The organism is Halopseudomonas phragmitis (assembly GCF_002056295.1).
Lineage (GTDB): Bacteria > Pseudomonadota > Gammaproteobacteria > Pseudomonadales > Pseudomonadaceae > Halopseudomonas > Halopseudomonas phragmitis.
The window spans coordinates 3,422,129-3,442,910 of sequence record NZ_CP020100.1; the positions used below are offsets into that span (position 1 = coordinate 3,422,129).

Here is a 20,782-nt window from a genome sequence, read left to right on the forward strand (position 1 = left end):
CCTTAGTAAGTACGTACTTTAGGTTCAAAGGCCGGAACGGTTTTCGGCGCGAAGTTCACAGCCCGCTTGCTGACCTCTTTGGTCTCGGGCTTGTACAGGCTGTGGCACAGCCAGTTCGCGTCATCACGCTCCTCGAAGTCTTCACGGGCGTGCGCACCACGGCTTTCCTTGCGGATCTCCGCGGCAATCGCAGTAGCCTCAGCCACTTCGAGCAGGTTTTGCAGTTCCAGCGCTTCAATACGCGCGGTGTTGAATGCCTGGCTCTTGTCATTGATCTTGACGTTGGCAATACGCTCACGCAGATCAGCCAGTTGCTTGATACCCTTCTGCATGTATTCACCGGTACGGAATACACCGAAGTAGTTCTGCATGCAGCTCTGCAGCTCTTTGCGCAGCGGAGCGACATCTTCGCCAGAGCTGCGCTCATTGAGGCCGGCCAGACGAGCCATGGAGGCATCGATGTCGGACTCGGAGGCGCCACGGTACTCGATGCCTTCCTTGAGCGCGCTTTCCAGGTGCAGACCGGCAGCCCGACCGAACACCACCAGATCCAGCAGAGAGTTGCCACCCAGACGGTTGGCGCCGTGTACGGATACGCAGGCCACTTCACCGACAGCAAACAGACCTTCGATGATCTTGTCGTTGCCGTTGGCATCCTGGGTGATCGCCTGACCATGGATATTGGTGGCGATGCCGCCCATCATGTAGTGACAGGTCGGAACAACAGGAACCGGAGCGACGACCGGATCAACGTGGGCAAAGGTCTTGGACAGTTCACAGATACCCGGCAGACGGCTGTGCAGAACCTCTTCACCGAGGTGATCGAGCTTCAGCATCACGTGGTCGCCATCCGGACCACAACCATTACCGGCAAGGATTTCCTTGACCATGGAGCGGGCAACTACGTCGCGGCCAGCCAGGTCCTTGGCGTTGGGAGCATAGCGCTCCATGAAACGCTCGCCATGCTTGTTGATCAGGTAGCCACCCTCACCACGGCAACCTTCGGTCACCAGCACACCAGCGCCGGCGATACCGGTCGGGTGGAACTGCCACATTTCCATGTCCTGGGCCGGAACGCCGGCGCGCAGGGCCATACCCATGCCATCACCAGTATTGATCAGGGCATTGGTGGTCGAAGAGTAGATACGGCCGGCACCGCCAGTGGCCAGTACCGTGGCCTTGGCACGGATATAGACGGTTTCGCCAGTTTCGATGCAGATGGCGATGACACCAACGATCGCGCCATCCTGGTTCTTGACCAGATCAACCGCGTACCACTCATTGAGGAAGGTGGTGTCGTGCTTGACGTTGTTCTGATACAGGGTATGCAGCAAAGCGTGACCGGTACGGTCAGCGGCGGCGCAGGTACGGGCTGCCTGGGTCGGGTTGTCCGGGCCCTTTGACTGACCACCGAACGGGCGCTGGTAAATGCGGCCTTGCTCGGTACGCGAGAACGGCAGCCCCATGTGCTCCAGCTCAAATACCGCTTCCGGGCCTACCGAACACATATATTCGATAGCGTCCTGGTCACCGATATAGTCGGAACCCTTGACGGTATCGTACATGTGCCAGCGCCAGTCATCGTTCGGATCAGCCGAAGCGATGGCGCAGGTAATACCGCCCTGGGCGGATACAGTGTGCGAACGGGTCGGGAACACCTTGGTTACAACGGCAGTCTTGTGACCGCCCTGAGCCAGTTGCAGCGCAGCGCGCATACCGGCACCGCCACCACCCACGATGATGGCATCAAAAGTCAGAGTACGCATGTTAGCCATTTAGAAACCCCACAGAATCTGCACGCCCCAGACGAAAAGAACAAACATGGCCAGACCACAAACCGCCTGGAACAGGAAGCGGATCGGGGTAGCAACTTTGCCAAGAGCCATGGGAGTCAGGTAATCGGTCGAGATGGTCCACATGCCGACCCAGGCGTGAGCACTCAGGGCCACCAGAGTGAGCAGGCTGAAGATTCGCATCCAGTTCTGGCTGAACAGACCGTGCCAGGCTTCATAGGTCAGACCCGGATTGGCAACCATCCAGCCCAGCAGGAACAGAACATATACCGCCAGAACCACAGCCGATACGCGCTGGACCATCCAGTCATAAAGACCGCTGCGCGACAGGTTGGTGACGTTGGTTACCATATCCAAACCCCCAGAAGAACAATCAGAACGACCGAAACCACGATTACGATCTTCGAACCCAACTTGCCGCTTTCCAGCTCTTCGCCCACACCAGCGTCCATCAGCAGGTGGCGAATGCCGGCGACCAAGTGGTACAGCAGCGCAGACAGCACGCCCCAGATAACCAACTTGGCCAGCGGATTTTGCAGACAGGCCTTAACCTGCTCGAAACCACTTTCGGAACTCAGCGAGGTGTCCAGCATCCAAAGCAGACCAGCGATGGCGATGAACAGGATGATGCCCGAAATGCGGTGAGCGATTGACGTGTATGCAGTGATAGGTAGTTTGATTGTCCTGAGATCCAGGTTGACAGGTCTTTTGCTATTCACGGCTATATTCACACTCATGGCCCTGCGGGACAGGGCTGGATTATAGGAAGGTGCACTTTTGTGGGTACCCCAATGACCTCGTGGTCAGCCTTGCAATGAAAGCCGTTAAGGTCATTTTGCCGGACAAGGAGTATAGAGACTTACCCCCCTGATTACAATGCAACAACCTGTTGCAATAGGCCTATTTCAAACCTTGTCGGGCGATTAACGCGCACAGCCAAAAGACCAATAAAAGCTTTTTATTGGCTTCATATCTATTGACTATCCGCACAATTGACAAACGGGATTATCACCTTATAGTGATGCGGGCCCTGCGTGGGGGGTCACACTTTCGATACAGCAATTAAGGAGGCCATCAATGGCTGACAAGAAGGCGCAGTTGATCATCGAGGGCGCTGCCCCCATTGAGCTGCCAGTATATTCCGGCACCATGGGGCCGGATGTAGTGGATGTGCGCAGCCTGACTGCCGAAGGTATTTTCACCTTCGATCCTGGCTTCATGGCCACTTCATCTTGCGAGTCCAAGATCACTTTCATTGATGGTGACAAGGGCGTTCTGCTCCACCGCGGCTACCCGATCGAGCAACTGGCCGAGAAGGCCAATTTCCTCGAGACCTGCTTTTTGCTGCTCAAGGGCGAGCTGCCCAATGCCGAGGAAAAACAGAAATTCGAGAGCACCATCAAGAACCACACCATGGTGCACGAGCAGCTCAAGAGCTTCTTCAACGGCTTCCGCCGCGACGCCCACCCGATGGCCATCATGTGCGGTGTAGTCGGAGCCCTGTCTGCCTTCTACCACGACTCGCTGGACATCAATGACCCGCATCACCGGGAAATTTCCGCCATCCGTCTGATCGCCAAGATGCCGACCCTGGCGGCCATGGTCTACAAGTACTCTATCGGTCAGCCGATGATGTACCCGCGCAACGACCTGAGCTATTCAGAAAACTTCCTTCACATGATGTTCAACACACCCTGTGACGAGAAGAAGATCAGCCCGATCCTGGCCCGCGCTATGGACCGCATTTTCGTTCTGCATGCCGACCACGAGCAGAACGCTTCGACTTCGACCGTTCGTCTGGCCGGCTCATCCGGGGCCAATCCGTTCGCCTGTATCGCCGCCGGCATCGCCGCGCTGTGGGGACCGGCTCACGGTGGCGCCAACGAAGCAGTGCTGCGCATGCTCGACGAAATCGGCGACGTCTCCAACATCGAGAAATTCGTCGCCAAGGCCAAGGACAAGGACGATCCGTTCAAACTGATGGGCTTCGGCCACCGGGTCTACAAGAACTTCGACCCGCGCGCCAAGGTCATGAAACAAACCTGCGACGAGGTTCTGAGCGAGCTCGGCATCAACGATCCGCAACTGGAACTGGCCATGAAGCTGGAAGAGATCGCCCGTACCGATCCCTACTTCATCGAGCGCAACCTGTACCCGAACGTCGACTTCTACTCGGGCATCATCCTCAAGGCCATCGGCATTCCCACGGAGATGTTCACCGTAATCTTCGCCACCGGCCGTACTCCGGGCTGGATCGCCCACTGGAACGAGATGATCAGCGGCCCATATAAGATCGGCCGTCCGCGCCAGCTCTACACTGGTCACAGCCAACGGGACTACCCGAGCAAGTGATCCGAAAAGCCCCGCTTGGCGGGGCTTTTTCGTTATTGCCGAAACCTGTGTCGAGCAGACACGCGCCCCCCCCAGACAACAACGCAGCGTTGAGCGCTACGCCGTAGCCTCCTCCCACCACGTCAGGATCTGCAGCGCATCTTCCCGGCTACTACCACACGAGACCGACTCGGCAGTAAATCCCGCACATACCGGAGGGCGCCGCGGATCAGCAAAGATCGCGCAGCGATACTCGGCAGTCAGATGGATACAGGGCACACCAGCCGGCTTGCCCTGCGGCATACCGGGGATAGCAGAACTGATCGAGGGCGCAATGCAGCAGGCGCCACAACCTTCACGACACTGCAAGCAATACCTCCAGCCCCAACAATTCAAGCATCACGCTTGAGCCGGGCAATCAGACTGGAGGTATCCCAGCGCCCGCCACCCATGGCCTGGATATCGGCATAGAACTGGTCGACCAGCGCCGTCACCGGCAACTGCGCGCCATTGCGCCGCGCCTCGTCGAGCACGATCCCCAGATCTTTGCGCATCCAGTCGACCGCAAAACCGAAGTCAAATTCACCCGCCAGCATGGTCTTGTGTCGATGCTCGAGCTGCCAGGACTGGGCCGCACCCTTGCTGATCACTTCCATCGCCGCCTCACCATCCAGGCCGGCGCTCCGGGCAAAATTCAGCGCCTCGGCCAAGCCCTGAACCAGACCGGCGATACAGATTTGATTAACCATTTTGGTCAATTGCCCCGACCCGGCCGCTCCCATCAGGCGAACCATCCGGGCATAGCTGCTGATCACTGGCCGGGCCAGATCATAGACCGCCGCATCACCACCCACCATGACCGTCAACTGACCATGCTCGGCACCGGCCTGACCACCGGAAACCGGCGCATCAAGAAAACCCACACCCTGCCGGGACGCCAGATCTGCCAACTCCCGGGCCACATCAGCAGAAGCAGTGGTATGGTCCACAATCACCGCACCACTGCGAATCCCCTTGAGCACGCCATGCTCACCACTGATCACTTCGCGCAGATCATGGTCGTTCCCTACGCAAACCATGACGAAATCCTGATCGACCGCCGCCTGCGCCGGTGTCTCACATGCCCGGCCGCCATGCTGCACCACCCACTCGGCAGCCTTGCTGGCAGTACGGTTGTAGACTGTCAGCTCGTGCCCGGCACGCAGCAGATGTCCCGCCATGGGATAGCCCATGACGCCCAGACCGATAAACGCCACATTTGCCATAACCGCCTCTCAATACGTCAACCCAAGCCGATCAACTACGGCCATCGATCAATGAAATGATAACAAGGCTGTTTTTCCGCCTCGCCCTCTCATTGACATTTTTTACCAATAAAACTCCAACATAATACCCCTCCCCCCATGTCATGGCACGCCAGTACAGGTAGCATGGGGCCTCAATCCAGCAATGGAACAGTGATGCCATCTATCCGCTTACAACGTCTGCTCGTACTGTTCGCCAGCCTGCTACTGGTCTCTGCCTGTCAGCCCGAAGCGCCACCGGTCAGCGCCAGCAACAATGCCACGCCAGTTGCGGCCTACAGTGTCAGCACCCGTGACCTGTCGCGCCCGTTGCGCCTGTCAGCCAGCGTCGAGCCGCGTACCCAGATCCGTCTGGCCGCGCGCACTGCCGGCACCGTTCAGGCCGTTCATCATGAAGAAGGCGAACGAGTTCAACGCGGTCAACTACTGGCTCAGCTCGATGTCGCCGAGGCCGCCGCCGAACTGGCCCGCACCGAAGCCCAACTGAACTCAGCCAGACTGGACTACCAGCGCGCCGTAGAATTGCGGCGCCGGGGCGTTGCCACCGAACTGGAACTGCAAACCGCCCAGGTCGCACTGCAGGTCGCTGAAAGCCATCAAGCGTTGTGGAGCAGCCGCGTGGCCTATGGCCGGATTGAAGCTCCGCAAAACGCTACCATCACCGCCCGACATATCGACCCAGGCGAAGCAGTCGACGCCCAGGACACCCTGTTCGAACTGGCCGACATGGACCACCTGGTTCTGCGCCTAGGCGTATCGGAACTGGATGTGGTGCACCTAGCCCCCGGCCAGCAGATCCCGGTACATCTGGATGCCCTCCCCGACCTGCGACTGACGGGAGAGGTGCGGCGCATCTTTCCTGCCGCTATGGGAACCAGCCGACTGATCACCGTGGAACTGGTCCTGCCCCCAAGCTCCTGGGACCTGGGCGTAAAACCCGGCTTTCTGGCCCGAATCGACACCGGTATCGATCCGCGCCCCGACACACTGGTGGTACCTTCGGCCGCTATCGGCAGCGGTGACAACGGCAATTATGTCTACACCATCACTCAGGAGCAGCTCGGCTATCGTCCGATCCAGACCGGCATCACTCGTGGCCGCTGGACCGAGATCATCGACGGACTGGAACCCGGTGAAACCATTCTGGCCAGCAACCCTATCGACATGCAGGACGCCCAGCCAGTGCGTATTGTCACTTACCTGGAGTAAGTCATGGCCCAGCAGCAACCTCCGCCGCGCGGCGGACTGGCTGGTCTGGCGATCAGCCGCCCAGTCGGCACCCTGGCCATCGCTTCGGTAGTACTGGTGATCGGCCTGTATTTTCTCCAGCGCCTGCCGATCGATCTGTTGCCCAGCATCGAATACCCGCAGATCCGGGTAACCGTCAACTACCCCGGCGTCTCTCCCGAGGTCATGGAAGAACAGGTGACCCGGGTTCTGGAACGTAACCTGGCAGCGACCGAAGGCCTTCGCTTGATGTCCAGCCGAGTTGAGGACAGTCGCACCGATATCGACCTGACTTTCGAATTCGGCACTAATCTCGATATTGCCATGCAGAACACCTCGCGCGAACTGGAGCAGGCCCGCGCCCAGTTGCCGGATATCAACCCGCCCCGGGTGCGCAAGTTCGACGGCAGCGAAGCGGTTGTCTGGCGCGGCGGCTTCAGCTCCACCGTGCGCAATGAGGCTGCCGTCAACGACTGGATCGAAAACATCCTGTTCCCACAACTGATCGGCATTGCCGGCGTCTCCTCGGTTGAGTCAGCCGGCGGCATGGTCCGCGAGATCGAGGTCATCGTCGACCAACCCCGCCTGCATTCCTACGGGCTCGGCCTGCAGGACCTGAGCAACACCCTGGCAGCCGAAAACCGCGACCTCGCAGTCGGCCGGATCAGCTCCAGCGAGTTCGACGTGGCCGGCAAGACCGAGGGCCTGTTCAACTCGCTGGAACAGATCCGCGACACTCTGCTGCCACTGCCCCGGGAGGCCCAGCGACTTGGCCAGAACATCCGCCTGGCCGATGTCGCCGAAGTACGCGACGGCCATCGGCGCCAGCGGGTGTTCGCCCGACTCAACGGCACACCTGCGGCCCAGGTCACCATCTACAAGCTGCCCGAAGCCAATACAGTCGCCGTCGCCGATGACGTGCGTGCAACCCTGGAGCGCCTGCAGCGCTCAGGCTTCATCCCTATAGACATCCGCTTCGAACCAACCCAGGACCCGAGCTTCTTCATCCGCGGCGCCCTGTCCAGCGTCAGCACCGCCGCCCTGATCGGCGGTGCCCTGGCAATGCTGGTGGTGCTGTTATTCCTCGGCAGCCTGCGCAAGGGCTTTGTCATCGGCCTGTCGATCCCGATCGCAATCATGGCCACCTTCGCCCTGATGGGCGTCAGCGGCCTGACTCTCAATATCATCAGCCTGGGTGGGCTGGCTCTGGGCGTCGGACTACTACTGGACAACGCCATCGTCATGCTGGAAAACATCTACCGGCACCGTGACAGCCTGGGCAAGGACCCGGACCAGGCCGCGCGCGACGGCGCCCGCGAAGTCGTCTCGGCGATTACTGCCGGCACTCTGACCAACCTCGCTGCAGTACTGCCCTTCCTGCTGGTCAGCGGCATTGCCGCTCTGGTCTTCCAGGAAATGATTCTGACCATCGCCTTCGCCATCATCGCCACCCTGGTCGCAGCACTGACCCTGGTCCCGAGTCTGGCGGCGCTACTGGGCAAACTGACACTGAACAGCGGCCTGGATCGCAGCCTGCCAGTACGCCTGTTTTCTGGCCTGGTCGAGCGCCTGCGCCAAGGCTATACCACAGCCCTGCCGACAGTACTGCACTGGCGCTGGGGCGTACTGGGGCTGGCCAGTCTGGCACTGGCCGGCTCGGCCTGGCTGTTCAGCCAGCTCGGCAGCGAATTTCTGCCGCAAATGGACGACGGCGCGGTTCAGATCCGTATCAGCCTGCCACCTGGTACTCCACCGGAAGAAACCCAGCAGGTGGCACGGCGAATCGAACAACTGCTGACCAGTCGCGAGTATGTCGAAAGCGTCTTCACCCTGGCTGGCGGCGCTCTGTGGGGCGGCGTGATCAGCGAGCGGCCAGGCTCGGGCATTTTCATGATTCAACTGGTACCAGCCAGTGAACGCCCAGAGATGCCGGCCGGACGCTGGATCGCCGACACCCAGCAAGCCGTCAGGGCCCTGGATATTCCCGGCGCCCGGATCTTCGCCCGCCCGCCACAGATTCGCGGCCTGCGCTTTACCAGTGAAGGCAATGATCTGGCGATCGGCGTCATGGGCCCGGATCTCAGGCAACTGCAAACCCTGGCCAACCAGATCGCCCAGCACCTGCAAGGCATTCCAGGCCTGGAAGGGTTGGACAGCGGCCAGGAAGACCTGAACCCTCTGCTGCGCCTGCATGTTGATCGGCAGCGGGCCGCCGAGTACGGCCTGCGGGTCGCCGAAATCGGTCAGGCCGTACGCGATGCCGTTGACGGCGCGGTACCAACCCGCTATATCGACGGCAATCAGGAATACGACGTACGGGTACGCCTGCCCTACAGCGCCGCCGAAGACAGCGACGCACTGGGCAACCTCATGCTATTCCGCCAGCAGAACGAACCGGTACTGTTGCGCGACCTGGCCCGACTGGAACTGGGCGACGGCCCGGCAACCATCTACCGTGAAAACCAGAGTCGGATCGTGCGAGTGGTCGGGGACATAAACACCAGCATCAACGATGTCGGCAGCGTCATGCAGCAAGTCCAGCAGCGTCTGGCCGAACTCGACATCCCCGAACGCTACAGCCTGCTCTATGGCGGCCAATGGGAAACAATTCAGGACACCAACCGTGAACTGAGCGTGGTGATAGCGCTGTCAATCTTTCTGGTGTTCGTGGTCTTGGCGGTGCAGTACGAGCGCCTGAGCAACCCTCTGATCATCATGGCAGCCGCGCCACTGTCACTGGTCGGCGTCAGCCTGGCCCTGTGGCTGACCAGCACCCCGGTCTCTGCTCCGGTCCTGATCGGCCTGATTCTGCTGATCGGTATCGTGGTAAACAACGCCATCTTACTGGTCGAGTACATCGAGCAGGGCCGCCGCCAGGAAAGTCTGAGCCTGCACGAGGCCATCGTTCAGGCTGGCAGTGTGCGCCTGCGACCGATCCTGATGACCACCCTGACCACCGTACTGGGTATAACGCCACTGGCCGTAGGACTAGGTGAAGGTGCTGAAATCATGCGCCCGCTGGCCCTGGCGGTCGTTGGCGGCCTACTACTGTCGATGCTGCTGACCCTGTTCGTGGTGCCCTGCCTTTATCTGGTCATCAACCGCTTCGCCGAACGGCTACGCGAGCGCCTGACCGGTCAGCCAGCCAGCAGCTGACAGGCATTGCCGCAGGGCTGGACGGCTCGGCATAATGAGCGCCCTTTAAGCCTCGCTCCCAAGGAGTCATTCGATGTTCAAGGTCAACCAGTACTTCGACGGCAAAGTCGCCTCCATCGCCTTCCAGCAGCCCGAAGGCGCCGCCACCGTGGGCGTCATGGCCCCCGGCGAGTACGAATTCGGCACCAGCCAACTGGAAATCATGCACGTGATCAGCGGCCTACTGACCGTCAAGCTGCCGGGTAGCGAGCAGTGGCAGGACTTCGCCGGCGGCAGCCAGTTCACCGTCCCGGCCAATAGCAAGTTCCAGCTCAAGGTAGCCCAGGACACTGCCTATCTCTGCGAATACCGCTAGGATCCCTAAGCGTTCGTCTGGAGCGCACTTTACGCCGGGCTGACTTCGGTCAGCCCCTTGGCGTAGCCCTCGAGAAACAGCGGCGGCATGCGTTTCGGTTTGCCGCTGCTGAGTTCAATACAGGCAAAGGTCGTCCGCCCACGCAGCAGCGTCAGCCCGTCGCTGTTGCGACACAACTGAAAATGCCGGGTCATGCGCAGTTTCTTGTCCCAATGCACAATCCAGGTCGCCATGGTTAGCTCATCGCCTTCATAGGCCGAGGCCAGATAGTCGATCTCATGACGTACCACCGCCATCGCCCGATCCAGCTCGCGATATTCCTCCAATCCCAACCCCAGGGATTTTGAGTGCTGCCAGGCGCAACGCTCCAGCCAGCGAACATACACCGCATTATTGGCATGCCCCAGCTCGTCGATATCATCCGGCTGCACACTAATGGCCAGGGTATAGGGGTTATCCAGATCCCAGTTCACGGGCAATGACTCCTGCTGACAAAATTCGATCAGCGCACAGGATACCACACAGCCCTACCGGCAACTGTCGGCAGCCTCCGGCAAAGCACCACTTGCAGTCACCGACGGCAGCGACAACACTGTCTGCAGGCAACAAGGAAATCGTTCATGTTCAAACACCTGCACTTCCCTATCCTGGTCATCAACCCGCATATCGGCCAGGCCAATGTGGCCGGCAAGCAACTCGACGATCTGTTCAGCGCCCTGAGCCAGGAGGGCTTCGAAGTCCTGGCCACCGGCTCGCTGGATGAAGGACGACTGATAGCCGAAGCCCACCGCGGCCTGTCCTGCATCCTGTTCAGCACCGACGACGGTAACGACCTGGCGCCTGTCCAGGCTCTGTTCGAGGCTGCCCACTCGCGCTCGCCCGAACTGCCGATCATCGCCCTGAGCACCCGTCAGCACCTGGACAGCCACTACCTCAGCGCGCTGCGCGATCTGCTGCAGCTGCGCGGCATCATCTATCTGTTCGAGGACACCCTGCCGTTCATTGCCGGACAGATCGCCCGTACCGCCCGCGCCTATCTGGCACAACTGCTGCCACCCTTCTTCAAGGCCCTGCTCGACTACACCGCGCGTTCCAGCTATTCCTGGCATTCACCCGGCCATGGCGGCGGCGTGGCCTTTCGCAAGAGCCCGGTCGGCCGGGCCTTCCATGACTTTCTAGGCGAGAACACCCTGCGCTCGGACCTGTCGGTCTCGGTACCCGGCCTGGGCTCGCTGCTCGATCACAACGGCCCGATTGCCGAGGCCGAGGCGAACACCGCTCGCACCTTCGGCGCAGATCACAGCTTCTACGTAATCAACGGCACCTCGACCGCCAACAAGATCATCTGGCACGCCTTCGTCAGCCGCGATGATGTAGTGCTGGTCGATCGCAACTGCCACAAGTCAATCCTCCATGCCATCATCATGACCGGCGCCATCCCGCTCTACCTGACCGGCTCGCGCAACGACTACGGCATCATCGGCCCGATCAGCCTGGAAGAGTTGGCCCCCGAGCGGCTCAAGCAGCGCCTGGCCGAGCATCCACTGCTCAAGGATCGCCAGGTCGACAATATCCGCCTGGCGGTGCTGACCAACTCGACCTATGACGGCCTGTGCTACAACGCCGAGCTGATCAAGGAACAGCTGCAGGATGCCGTCGACATCCTGCACTTCGACGAAGCCTGGTACGGCTACGCTGCCTTTCACGAATTTTATGCCGGTCGCCATGGCATGGGTCGCAATCGCGGCCTGCCTCGCGCACGTCACCCACTGGTATTCGCCACCCAATCGCCGCACAAGGTGCTGGCAGCGCTGAGTCAGGCCTCGATCATTCTTGCCCAGGACAGCGAGGAGCAGCAGCTAGATCGCGAGCGCTTCAATGAAGCCTTCATGATGCACACCTCAACCTCCCCGCATTACGGCATCATTGCCTCGATCGACGTAGCCACCGGGATGATGGCTGGCGAGCCTGGCCGCTCACTGGTCCAGGAGACCCTGGACGAGGCCCTGAGCTTCCGCCAGGCCATGCAGCAGACCGCCGAACGACTGGACGAGGATCAGTGGTGGTTTGATGTCTGGGAGCCAGAAGAAGCGCTGGACAGCGAGCAACTGCAAGCCAGTGACTGGACCCTGGATAATGGCGAGAGCTGGCACGGCTTTGGCGACATGGCGCCGGACTACGCCCTGCTCGACCCGATCAAGGTCACCCTGCTGACTCCCGGCGTCGAGGAACAGGGCCGGCTGGCCAAAAGTGGCATTCCGGCCGCCATCGTCACCCGTTTTCTGGCCGAGCGCGGTCTGGTCGTGGAAAAAACCGGCCTTTACTCGTTTCTGATTCTGTTCTCACTGGGCATCACCAAGGGCAAATGGAGCACCCTGGTATCCGAACTACAGGAGTTCAAGCGCCTCTACGACGCCAACGCACCACTGGAAACGACCCTGCCGGGCATCGCCCAGGGCGGCCATTATCCGGGCCTGGGACTGCAGGATCTGTGCGAACGCCTGCACAGCTTCTACAAGCAGCAGCGCATGGTGAAGATCCTGCGCCAGATCTATACCGAGCTGCCAGACATGCTGGTGCGCCCAGCCGACGCCTATCAGCACATGGTTCGCGGTCAGGTCGAGATGGTCCCGATCGAGCAACTGGCCGGCCGAATCAGCGCCGTCATGCTGGTTCCCTACCCGCCAGGTATTCCGGTGATCATGCCCGGCGAGCGGTTCCCGACCGATTGCACCGCAATAACCGACTACCTGCGCGTGGCGCAGCAACTGGACCAGCAGTTCCCGGGCTTTGAAAGCGATATTCACGGTCTGCGCGAAATCCGCCAGGAGGACGGCAGCGTGCGGTTCTGTGTGGACTGCCTGAAGGAGTGACAGGCAAAGAAAAAGGGCTCGTCTTGCGACGAGCCCTTTAATTGGTGGAGCTAAGCGGGATCGAACCGCTGACCTCCTGCATGCCATGCAGGCGCTCTCCCAGCTGAGCTATAGCCCCGTGGTCTTGCGACCGCCGGCACATGGGTACCGGTTGGTAAAGATGGCGTCCCCTAGGGGACTCGAACCCCTGTTACCGCCGTGAAAGGGCGGTGTCCTAGGCCACTAGACGAAGGGGACGCAAACCCTTCTGGAAACGATGCTGGTATCGTTTCTTTACCTGACCGCCTGGGAGCGATACAGGCCAGTGTAAAACAGGTCAACACTTACGCGCTGACCAAAAAATGGTGGAGCTAAGCGGGATCGAACCGCTGACCTCCTGCATGCCATGCAGGCGCTCTCCCAGCTGAGCTATAGCCCCGTCTCAAGGACGGGGCGAATATTATGGTCCTCGCCCCACCCTGTCAACAGAAATTTACGCAAAACAGCAACTTAAGCCTCAACCTGAGTGAATCCAGCCAGTAGCTTCTCCCAAGCCTTGGCTTCCTTCTTCGAGGTGCCGCCCAGCAGCTCCAGCGCCTGTCGCAGACGGAAACGGGTCAGATCCGGCCCCAGGTGCGCCATGGCATCGAGAACCGAGACCGAGCTGGCCTGACCAGTGATCGCCGGGAACAGCAGCGGCATCACGTCACGCAACTTGAGCCCCAGGCCTTCGGCGACAAACTGGATACAAGCGGTGATACTGTCCTTGCTCCATTGGCGCTGCGCTTCCAGCTTCCACAGGGTTAGCTGTAACACCTGACGCACCTCGTCTTCCGAGAGCTTCTTGTGCTTGAACAGCGCCGGGTCCAGCTCCAGCCGCCCCATCAGGAAGAAGCCGGCCAGCGGCAGCAGATCGCTGAAGGTTTCGACCCGGCTCTGCACCAGCGGGATCATCGGTTTGAGATAGTCGCCATTGACCGCCCAGGCCTGGACCGCCCGGGCGAAATCCTCGGGTGACAGTTCGCGAATCCACAGGCCATTGAGCCAGGCCAGCTTTTCAATGTCGAAAATCGGACCGCCCAGCGATACCCGGTGGATATCGAAATGCTCGACCATTTCGGCCAGGCTGAACTTTTCCCGCTCATCGGGCATCGACCAGCCCATGCGCCCCAGATAGTTCAGCAGCGCCTGCGGCAGATAGCCCATGCGCTGGTAGAAGGTGATGCTGGTCGGATTCTTGCGCTTGGACAGCTTGCTCTTGTCCGGGTTGCGCAGCAGCGGCATGTGGCACAGGTGCGGCATGTCCCAGCCGAAGTACTGATACAACAGCATATGTTTGGGTGCCGAGTTGATCCACTCCTCGCCGCGCAGCACATGGGTGATCTGCATCAAGTGATCATCGACCACGTTGGCCAGGTGGTAGGTCGGCAGACCGTCGGCCTTCATCAGCACCTGCATGTCGACCTGCTCCCAGGGAATCTCGATCTCGCCACGCAGCATATCGTTGACTACGCACACACCTTCGCTCGGTACCTTCATGCGCACAACGTGCGGCTCACCTGCGGCCACCCGGCGCTCGACTTCCTCGGTACTCAGGTGCAGACAGTGACCGTCATAGCCGGGGGTCTGTTTGTTGGCCATTTGTTCGGCGCGCAGGGCGTCCAGTCGCTCGCTGCTGCAAAAACAACGGAAGGCATGGCCATTGCTGATCAGTTGTTCGCTATGCGCCTGGTAGATCTCGCTACGCTCGCTCTGGCGATACGGCCCATGCGGACCACCCACGTCCGGGCCTTCATCCCACTGCAACCCGAGCCAACGCAGCGAGTCCAGAATCTGCTGCTCGGACTCGGCACTGGAGCGCACCTGATCGGTGTCCTCGATACGCAAAATGAATTCGCCGCCGTGCTGACGGGCAAAACACTCATTGAACAAGGCGATATAGGCGGTGCCGACGTGTGGGTCACCTGTCGGAGACGGGGCAATGCGGGTACGAACGGTCATGGATACTCTCAGATAAACGGCCCCCATACCGGGGGCACAGAAAAAAGCTATTCGTCGGCAGATTTTATCAGCGCTTCGGACTCAGCCTCCAGTCTGCTGTTGAGCCACTCATCCACACTTTCCACCAGATAGTCGATAAAGGCCTTGACCTTCATCGCCTGAAAGCGCCGCGAGGGATACAAGGCGCAGAGCTCACTGGAAGGCAGCCGGCAATGCTCCAGCACCCTGACCAGAGTGCCCAGCTCAACACAGGGCTCGGCAATAAAAGCCGGCACGTTGACGATCCCGGCCCCCGCCAATGCCGCCTCGCGGGCAAAAGTTACATTGTTGACCGTCATCACCGGGTTGACCGTGACGTTGACCTCGGGCTCAAGGAAGTGCCACTTGCGGCTGGTTTCGCTGACACTCTGAATGCAGCGGTGGTGAGTCAGCTCTTCAGGCTTGCTGGGCATGCCGTACTGACGAATGTAATCCGGGCTGGCATATAGCTGGCTGGGGCTGGAAATCAGCGGCCGGGCCACCAGACTGGAGTCGGGTAAACGCCCTCTGTGAATCACAATATCCACCCCCTCCTCAACCGGGTCGACGGTCCGGGTCGTCAGCTCAACCTCAACCTGGATCGCCGGGTAGCAGCGCATGAACTCGCCCACTACCTTGCCCAGAAACAGCTGACCAAACTCGATCGGCGAACTGATCCGCAGCAGCCCGGTCGGTTCGCGCTGCAACTGCATGATCGCCTGTTCGGCCTCGGAGAACTCCTGCATGATCTGTCGACAGCGTTCGTAATAGGCCTGGCCTACTTCGGTCAGCCGCAGCTTGCGTGTGGTGCGATTGAGCAGGCGCACCCCCAAGCGCTCTTCCAACTGAGCGATCCGCCGACTGACGGTGGACTTCTGCATACCCAGCGTGGTCGCTGCGCTGGTAAAACTGTGACACTCCACCACGCGGGTGAAGATCAGGGCGTCATCCAAACCCATAGCTAACTGTTCCTGTCATGCAACAAAGTTTCCAGATTCTAGCGCCTCTGGTGCCTGCTGGAACAGTGCTACAGTGCTCGGACAAGTAGAAAAGGAAGTATCCATGTCCGCCCACGTTCGCAAGCGCCTGTTCGTTTTCTTTCTCCTGCTCGCCATGGCCGGCTCCGCTTTCTTTGTCCACTGGTGGTTTATTGGACGTTTCTACCAATCCACCAACAACGCCTATGTTCAGGGTGACATCACCCGCATCAGCAGCCAGCTCAGCGCCCAGGTTACCGAAGTGCTGGTCACCGACAATCAGTGGGTGGAAATTGGCGACCCACTGATCCGCCTTGATCCGCGGGACTTCCAGATCGCCCTGGCCCAGGCTCGTGCCAATCTGGCGACCCGCAAGGCTGAACGGGTCGAGGTCGAGTCACGCTTAGCGCAACAGGACAGCCTGATCGCCGCCGCCCGCGCCGATGTTCAGGCCCGCCAGGCCGAACGCCAGCGCGTGGAGCTGGATATTCGCCGCATCACGCCGCTGCGTCAGTCCGGCTATGCATCGGAAGAGCAACTCAGCAACTTCCGTGCTCAGCTAGACGTAGCCAAAGCCCAGGTCCAACGCGCTGACGCCGACCTGCAGACCCAGCAACTGGTCAAGGACACCCTGCGCGCCGACCTGCAACGCCTGGCAGCGCTCATTGAGGTGGCCGAAGCTGACATCAGCAAGGCCGAACTGGATCTGGAGCGAACCGAAATCCGCGCCCCGAACAGCGGCCGGGTCGGCCAACGCAGCGTAAGGGTCGGACTCAACGTCCAGCCCGGCAGCCACCTGCTGGCCCTGGTACCGGAGCAGCATCTGTGGGTACAAGCCAACTTCAAGGAAACTCAGATTCGCGGCCTGCGCGAAGGTCTCAAGGCCTACCTGGAATTCGACGCCTTTCCCGGTCAGCCCATCGAGGGCGTGATCGACAGCCTGTTCCCTGCCTCCGGCGCCCAGTTCAGTCTGCTGCCGCCGGATAACGCCACGGGCAACTTCACCAAGGTCGTACAGCGTATGCCGGTCAAGATCGTCCCGGCCAACGGGCATCCCTTGACCGGCCACATCCGGCCCGGCATGTCGGTACTGGTGAAGGTCGACCTGCGTGACTGACGCGCGTTTCGAACAGCCGATACCGCCGCCGACCCGGCGCGACTGGATCGCCATTCTCAGCGCCATTCTCGGCGCGTTCATGGCGATTCTCGATATCCAGATCATCAATTCCTCGCTCAAGGATATTCAGGGCGCACTGTCGGCTACCATTGAGGAAGGCTCGTGGATTTCCACTTCCTATCTGGTGGCCGAAATCATCATCATTCCACTGGCCGCCTGGTTGACCATGATCATGTCGCCGCGGCGCTTCGCCGTGTGCGTCTCGGTGATCTTCGTGTTCGCCTCACTGCTCTGCTCGATGGCCTGGAACCTGGAAAGCATGATCGTGTTCCGAGTGCTCCAGGGCCTGGCCGGCGGCGCACTGATACCCTTCGCCTTCTCGCTGATCCTGACCAAATTACCCTTGGAGGTGCGCCCCAAGGGTATGGCGCTATTCGCCGTGACCGCCACCTTCGCCCCGGCCATAGGCCCGACCATCGGCGGCTGGCTGACGGAAAATTTTGGCTGGGAATTCATTTTCTACATCAACATCGTACCCGGCATCCTGATGACCGCCGGTCTGCTGTACGGCCTGGACAAGAGCCCGCCACGCTGGGAACTGCTGAAAAAAGGTGACTATGCCGGGATCGCCACCATGGCGCTGGGCCTGGGTTGCCTGCAGGTCTTCCTTGAGGAAGGCCATCGCATGGACTGGCTGGAATCCCCCCTGATGGTCACCCTCGGCGTCATCGCCTTCGTCAGCCTGGTGACCTTCGTGATTCTGCAGCTGAGCCGAGACAACCACCTGGTCAACCTGCGGCTACTGAAAGAACGCAACTTTCTGCTCGGCAGCCTGGGCAATATCGGCCTGGGAGTGGGATTGTTCGGCACGGTGTTCGTGCTGCCGGTCTATCTGGCGCAGATCCAGCACTACAACGCGCTGCAAATCGGCCAGGTGTTCATGTGGCTGGGCCTGCCGCAATTGCTGCTGATTCCGCTGGTGCCGATTCTGATGAAATACATCGATGCCCGCTGGATCTGCGCCGCCGGTTTTCTACTGTTCAGCTCGGCCAGCTACTTCAGCGGCTTTCTCAGCCTCGATTTCGCCGGTGATCAATTTATTGCCGTCCAACTGCTGCGCGCCTTTGGCCAGCCAATGATCCTGGTACCGATGTCGATTCTGGCGACCGCCATGATCCCGCCGTCACAGGCTGGCTCGGCCTCCAGCCTGTACAACATTATCCGCAATCTCGGTGGCGCCATCGGCATCGCCGTACTGGCCACAATGCTGGACAGCCGGGCCAAGTACTACTTCGACTATTTGCGCGAGCACATCACCCCAGCCAACCCGGCACTAGAGGAACGGCTGACCCTGCTGACCGAGCAGCTCGGCAACCCTGAATCCGCGCTGCGCCTGCTCAACCAGCAGGTTCACCAGCAGGCCCAGATCATGGCCTACAATGACGCGTTCCACCTGATTGGGCTGATGCTGGCCATATCCATGGTCTGCATTCTGCTGACCAGGCCGCTACCCAAGGCTCCGCTCAAGGCGCAATAGCCGGATCACTCAGCCGCAAGCTGTTGCGCCAACCCCTGCAGCAACCGGTTGCTGATCGTATCGGCCTTGTCCAGGCGGCCCTGATCGAAGCGCTCATCCAGGGCAAAGCCGCCACGCAGCAACTGCTCAAGGAAGCTGAGGCCATCCGAACTCACTTCACTGGCGCTGCGCAGCGCCTGTAACAGGCCTTCGGCATAATCACGCAACTGGTTGTTGACCGCACTGACTGGCGCCGCCTGGCCGGCGACACTGCGGTAAGCCTCACTGACCTGACGCACGCTGGTCTGGGTCAAGCTCAGCGACATGCTGGCCAACTGCGTGCCGTCCAGATCCAGAGCCAGAGCCCGGTCAAAAGCACCAGTCAGATCACCGGCATAGAACCGACTGGCCAGTTCCTGTACCTGCCCCAGCAGGCTTTCAAGAGCTGCCCGCTCATCGTTATTGAGCTGCCCCTCGATGGCCACCTGAAACTGGCCGACCTGCAGCATTCCGGCGCTGCCGGCAAATCCGTCTGCAGTCTTTTCTACCGTTGCCGCACTCACTGAGGCCTGGGCGATGCTGATACGCAGTCGGTCCCCTTCCCGGGTGGTTACCGACAGCTCAAAACTCTCGGACAGCGCGACCAGGCTGGAATAATTGGCCACCGACACCTGATCACGCCCAGGCAGCAGACGCTGGGCGATATCGCTCATGCCGGACTGGATTCGGTTGTAGGTATCATCAATGTCCTCGGCTACCTTGCCCTTGAGCACGCCCATGCCGTCAAGAATCTTGCGGGCCTCGGCAAAACCCTGCTCAACCCCTTTGCGAGCCTGGTCATAGAGTTTTTCCAACTGCGAGGTATCGGCGCCATCGGCCCTGGCCTGCTGCAACCTGCCCTCGATAAAGCCGAGAACGGTCTCCGCCACCCTGGCCGGAGCAAAGTTTTCGGCCGGTCCATTTAGGCTGTCCTGTTGCAAGCCCAGACGCTCGGCCAGGCGATTGGCCAGAGTCTGCTGCGGGACCGGCAGATTGCGCACAGACGCCGCCGCAACCGAGTGCGCCGGGCGCGATTGACTGGATGAAAGAAACGGAGTCTGAGTCATGATGCACCTCCAGAAGATCAGAGGTTATCGGCCGACTTTGCCCACACTGAATGACCGTTGGTCGGTCTGCGGGCATGCAGCCCGCTTCACAGCCGCAGACCGTTCCTACATTACCGGGGCTTAGGGAGTCATGCCAGTTGCCACCGGGCGCTGCGGATCAGTGATCCATTCGCTCCAGGAGCCGGCATACAGTCGCGGTTCGGGCAGCCCGGCCTCGACGGCAGCCAGAATATTGTGGCAGGCAGTGACGCCGGAGCCGCAATAGCAGGCCAATACCTGACCTTCCCCCTGCCAGGGCTTGAAGCGTGCCGCCAGCTCAGCCGCCGGCAACCAGAGGCCATCAGCGCCAACATTGGCGACACAGGGCAAACAGGCGGCGCCAGGAATATGCCCGGCCACCGGATCAATCGGCTCCTGCTCCCCGGCATAGCGTGGGGCGCCGCGCGCATCGAGCAATTGCAGGGCCGGGTCGCCCTGGCGCCTGAGAATTTCTGCCGCATCGATCAACCGGGCATGATCAGCGCGCCCCTGGAAGTTGCCCTCAACTGCAGGGCGAGGCGTTTCGCTGGATAACGGTCGACCACTGGCAACCCAGGCCCGCAGCCCACCATTGAGCAGCTTGACCCGCTCATGTCCAAGCCAGCGCAGCAGCCACCACAGGCGTGCGGCAAACAGCCCCGGACCGTCGTCATAGACCACCACCAGGCTATCGCCATTTACTCCATTGCGCCGCAGGCAAGCACTCAACCGCTCAGGGTCCGGCAAAGGGTGACGACCCGTCTGGCCCGGCACCACGGCAGCCGAAAGGTCATCATCCAAATGCAGATAGCGCGCGCCTGGAATGTGCCCGGCGGCAAAATCCAGCCGCCCCTGCCCTGGTTGTTCCAAGGAGAAGCGCAGATCGAACAAGCACAATTCGGAGTCTTCCAGCCGCTCGGCAAGCGCCTGGGTATCGATCAACTGGGACATGTCGGCCTCCATCGGTCAAAGGCTGACAGTAGACGGGTTACCGATGAAAAGCCAGGGTGC

Annotated in this window: 17 protein-coding genes and 3 tRNA genes; 7 read left to right on the top strand and 13 right to left on the bottom strand. The window is 60.5% G+C overall.

Annotation, left to right across the window (positions count from 1 at the left end; all coding sequences use genetic code 11):
- Positions 1 to 2 precede the first annotated feature (2 nt).
- The 3 genes from sdhA to sdhC are packed head-to-tail and all read right to left on the bottom strand — an operon-like array spanning position 3 to position 2,524.
- A complete protein-coding gene (sdhA, locus tag BVH74_RS15795) occupies positions 3 to 1,775 on the bottom strand; it encodes a succinate dehydrogenase flavoprotein subunit (protein ID WP_080051034.1) in 1,773 nt (590 codons plus the stop codon).
- The gene (gene sdhD, locus BVH74_RS15800; RefSeq protein WP_080051035.1) at positions 1,776 to 2,144 is read right to left on the bottom strand and encodes a succinate dehydrogenase, hydrophobic membrane anchor protein; all 369 of its coding nucleotides are present in this window, start codon (positions 2,142 to 2,144) and stop codon (positions 1,776 to 1,778) included.
- Positions 2,138 to 2,524: a succinate dehydrogenase, cytochrome b556 subunit gene (sdhC, locus tag BVH74_RS15805; RefSeq protein WP_176472787.1), complete on the bottom strand. Its 387-nt coding sequence runs from the start codon at positions 2,522 to 2,524 to the stop codon at positions 2,138 to 2,140. The genes sdhD and sdhC overlap by 7 nt, the downstream gene beginning before the upstream one ends.
- A gap of 346 nt (positions 2,525 to 2,870) precedes the next feature.
- Here sdhC and gltA point away from each other — a divergent pair, with 346 nt between their 5' ends.
- Complete coding sequence (gltA, locus tag BVH74_RS15810) at positions 2,871 to 4,145, top strand: citrate synthase (protein ID WP_080051037.1); 1,275 nt, start codon at positions 2,871 to 2,873, stop codon at positions 4,143 to 4,145.
- Between the two features lie 96 nt (positions 4,146 to 4,241).
- Here the strand turns inward: gltA and BVH74_RS15815 are convergent, their stop codons facing one another.
- Complete coding sequence (locus BVH74_RS15815) at positions 4,242 to 4,493, bottom strand: YkgJ family cysteine cluster protein (RefSeq protein ID WP_080051038.1); 252 nt, start codon at positions 4,491 to 4,493, stop codon at positions 4,242 to 4,244.
- Between the two features lie 23 nt (positions 4,494 to 4,516).
- Positions 4,517 to 5,389, bottom strand: coding sequence for an NAD(P)-dependent oxidoreductase (locus BVH74_RS15820; protein ID WP_080051039.1), 873 nt, complete (start codon positions 5,387 to 5,389; stop codon positions 4,517 to 4,519).
- A 195-nt stretch (positions 5,390 to 5,584) separates the two neighbouring features.
- Between BVH74_RS15820 and BVH74_RS15825 the strand changes: the two genes are divergently transcribed.
- The 3 genes from BVH74_RS15825 to ppnP all read left to right on the top strand — a co-directional run bounded on the left by BVH74_RS15825 (position 5,585) and on the right by ppnP (position 10,166).
- Positions 5,585 to 6,637 (top strand): efflux RND transporter periplasmic adaptor subunit, encoded by a 1,053-nt coding sequence (locus tag BVH74_RS15825; protein WP_080051040.1) that lies wholly within the window; start codon positions 5,585 to 5,587, stop codon positions 6,635 to 6,637.
- Positions 6,638 to 6,640: 3 nt separating this feature from the next.
- Positions 6,641 to 9,811 (top strand): efflux RND transporter permease subunit, encoded by a 3,171-nt coding sequence (locus BVH74_RS15830; RefSeq protein WP_080051041.1) that lies wholly within the window; start codon positions 6,641 to 6,643, stop codon positions 9,809 to 9,811.
- A gap of 73 nt (positions 9,812 to 9,884) precedes the next feature.
- A complete protein-coding gene (ppnP, locus tag BVH74_RS15835; protein ID WP_080051042.1) occupies positions 9,885 to 10,166 on the top strand; it encodes a pyrimidine/purine nucleoside phosphorylase in 282 nt (93 codons plus the stop codon).
- Positions 10,167 to 10,195: 29 nt separating this feature from the next.
- Here ppnP and BVH74_RS15840 read toward each other — a convergent pair whose 3' ends face one another.
- Positions 10,196 to 10,639, bottom strand: coding sequence for an acyl-CoA thioesterase (locus tag BVH74_RS15840; protein WP_080051043.1), 444 nt, complete (start codon positions 10,637 to 10,639; stop codon positions 10,196 to 10,198).
- Between the two features lie 147 nt (positions 10,640 to 10,786).
- On the opposite strand from BVH74_RS15840, the gene BVH74_RS15845 reads away from it, so the two are divergent.
- On the top strand, positions 10,787 to 13,039 hold the full coding sequence (locus BVH74_RS15845) for an Orn/Lys/Arg family decarboxylase (protein WP_080051044.1): 2,253 nt from the start codon (positions 10,787 to 10,789) through the stop codon (positions 13,037 to 13,039).
- A 42-nt stretch (positions 13,040 to 13,081) separates the two neighbouring features.
- On the opposite strand, the gene BVH74_RS15850 is transcribed toward BVH74_RS15845, so the two are convergent.
- The 5 genes from BVH74_RS15850 to BVH74_RS15870 form a co-directional block, all read right to left on the bottom strand.
- Positions 13,082 to 13,157: transfer RNA gene (locus tag BVH74_RS15850), tRNA-Ala, on the bottom strand.
- Positions 13,158 to 13,200: 43 nt separating this feature from the next.
- Positions 13,201 to 13,276 (bottom strand) — tRNA-Glu (locus tag BVH74_RS15855).
- 105 nt (positions 13,277 to 13,381) lie between these two features.
- Positions 13,382 to 13,457: transfer RNA gene (locus BVH74_RS15860), tRNA-Ala, on the bottom strand.
- Positions 13,458 to 13,528: 71 nt separating this feature from the next.
- Positions 13,529 to 15,019, bottom strand: coding sequence for a glutamate--tRNA ligase (gene gltX, locus BVH74_RS15865; RefSeq protein WP_080051045.1), 1,491 nt, complete (start codon positions 15,017 to 15,019; stop codon positions 13,529 to 13,531).
- A 47-nt stretch (positions 15,020 to 15,066) separates the two neighbouring features.
- Complete coding sequence (locus BVH74_RS15870; protein WP_080051046.1) at positions 15,067 to 15,996, bottom strand: LysR family transcriptional regulator; 930 nt, start codon at positions 15,994 to 15,996, stop codon at positions 15,067 to 15,069.
- A gap of 103 nt (positions 15,997 to 16,099) precedes the next feature.
- Between BVH74_RS15870 and BVH74_RS15875 the strand changes: the two genes are divergently transcribed.
- Positions 16,100 to 17,131: an HlyD family secretion protein gene (locus tag BVH74_RS15875; protein ID WP_080051047.1), complete on the top strand. Its 1,032-nt coding sequence runs from the start codon at positions 16,100 to 16,102 to the stop codon at positions 17,129 to 17,131.
- The gene (locus BVH74_RS15880) at positions 17,124 to 18,668 is read left to right on the top strand and encodes a DHA2 family efflux MFS transporter permease subunit (protein ID WP_231705530.1); all 1,545 of its coding nucleotides are present in this window, start codon (positions 17,124 to 17,126) and stop codon (positions 18,666 to 18,668) included. The genes BVH74_RS15875 and BVH74_RS15880 overlap by 8 nt, the downstream gene beginning before the upstream one ends.
- Before the next feature lie 5 nt (positions 18,669 to 18,673).
- Here BVH74_RS15880 and BVH74_RS15885 read toward each other — a convergent pair whose 3' ends face one another.
- Both BVH74_RS15885 and BVH74_RS15890 read right to left on the bottom strand, forming a co-directional pair.
- Positions 18,674 to 19,753, bottom strand: coding sequence for a DUF5610 domain-containing protein (locus tag BVH74_RS15885; protein WP_080051048.1), 1,080 nt, complete (start codon positions 19,751 to 19,753; stop codon positions 18,674 to 18,676).
- 120 nt (positions 19,754 to 19,873) lie between these two features.
- Positions 19,874 to 20,722: a sulfurtransferase gene (locus tag BVH74_RS15890; RefSeq protein WP_080051049.1), complete on the bottom strand. Its 849-nt coding sequence runs from the start codon at positions 20,720 to 20,722 to the stop codon at positions 19,874 to 19,876.
- Between the last annotated feature and the right edge of the window lie 60 nt (positions 20,723 to 20,782).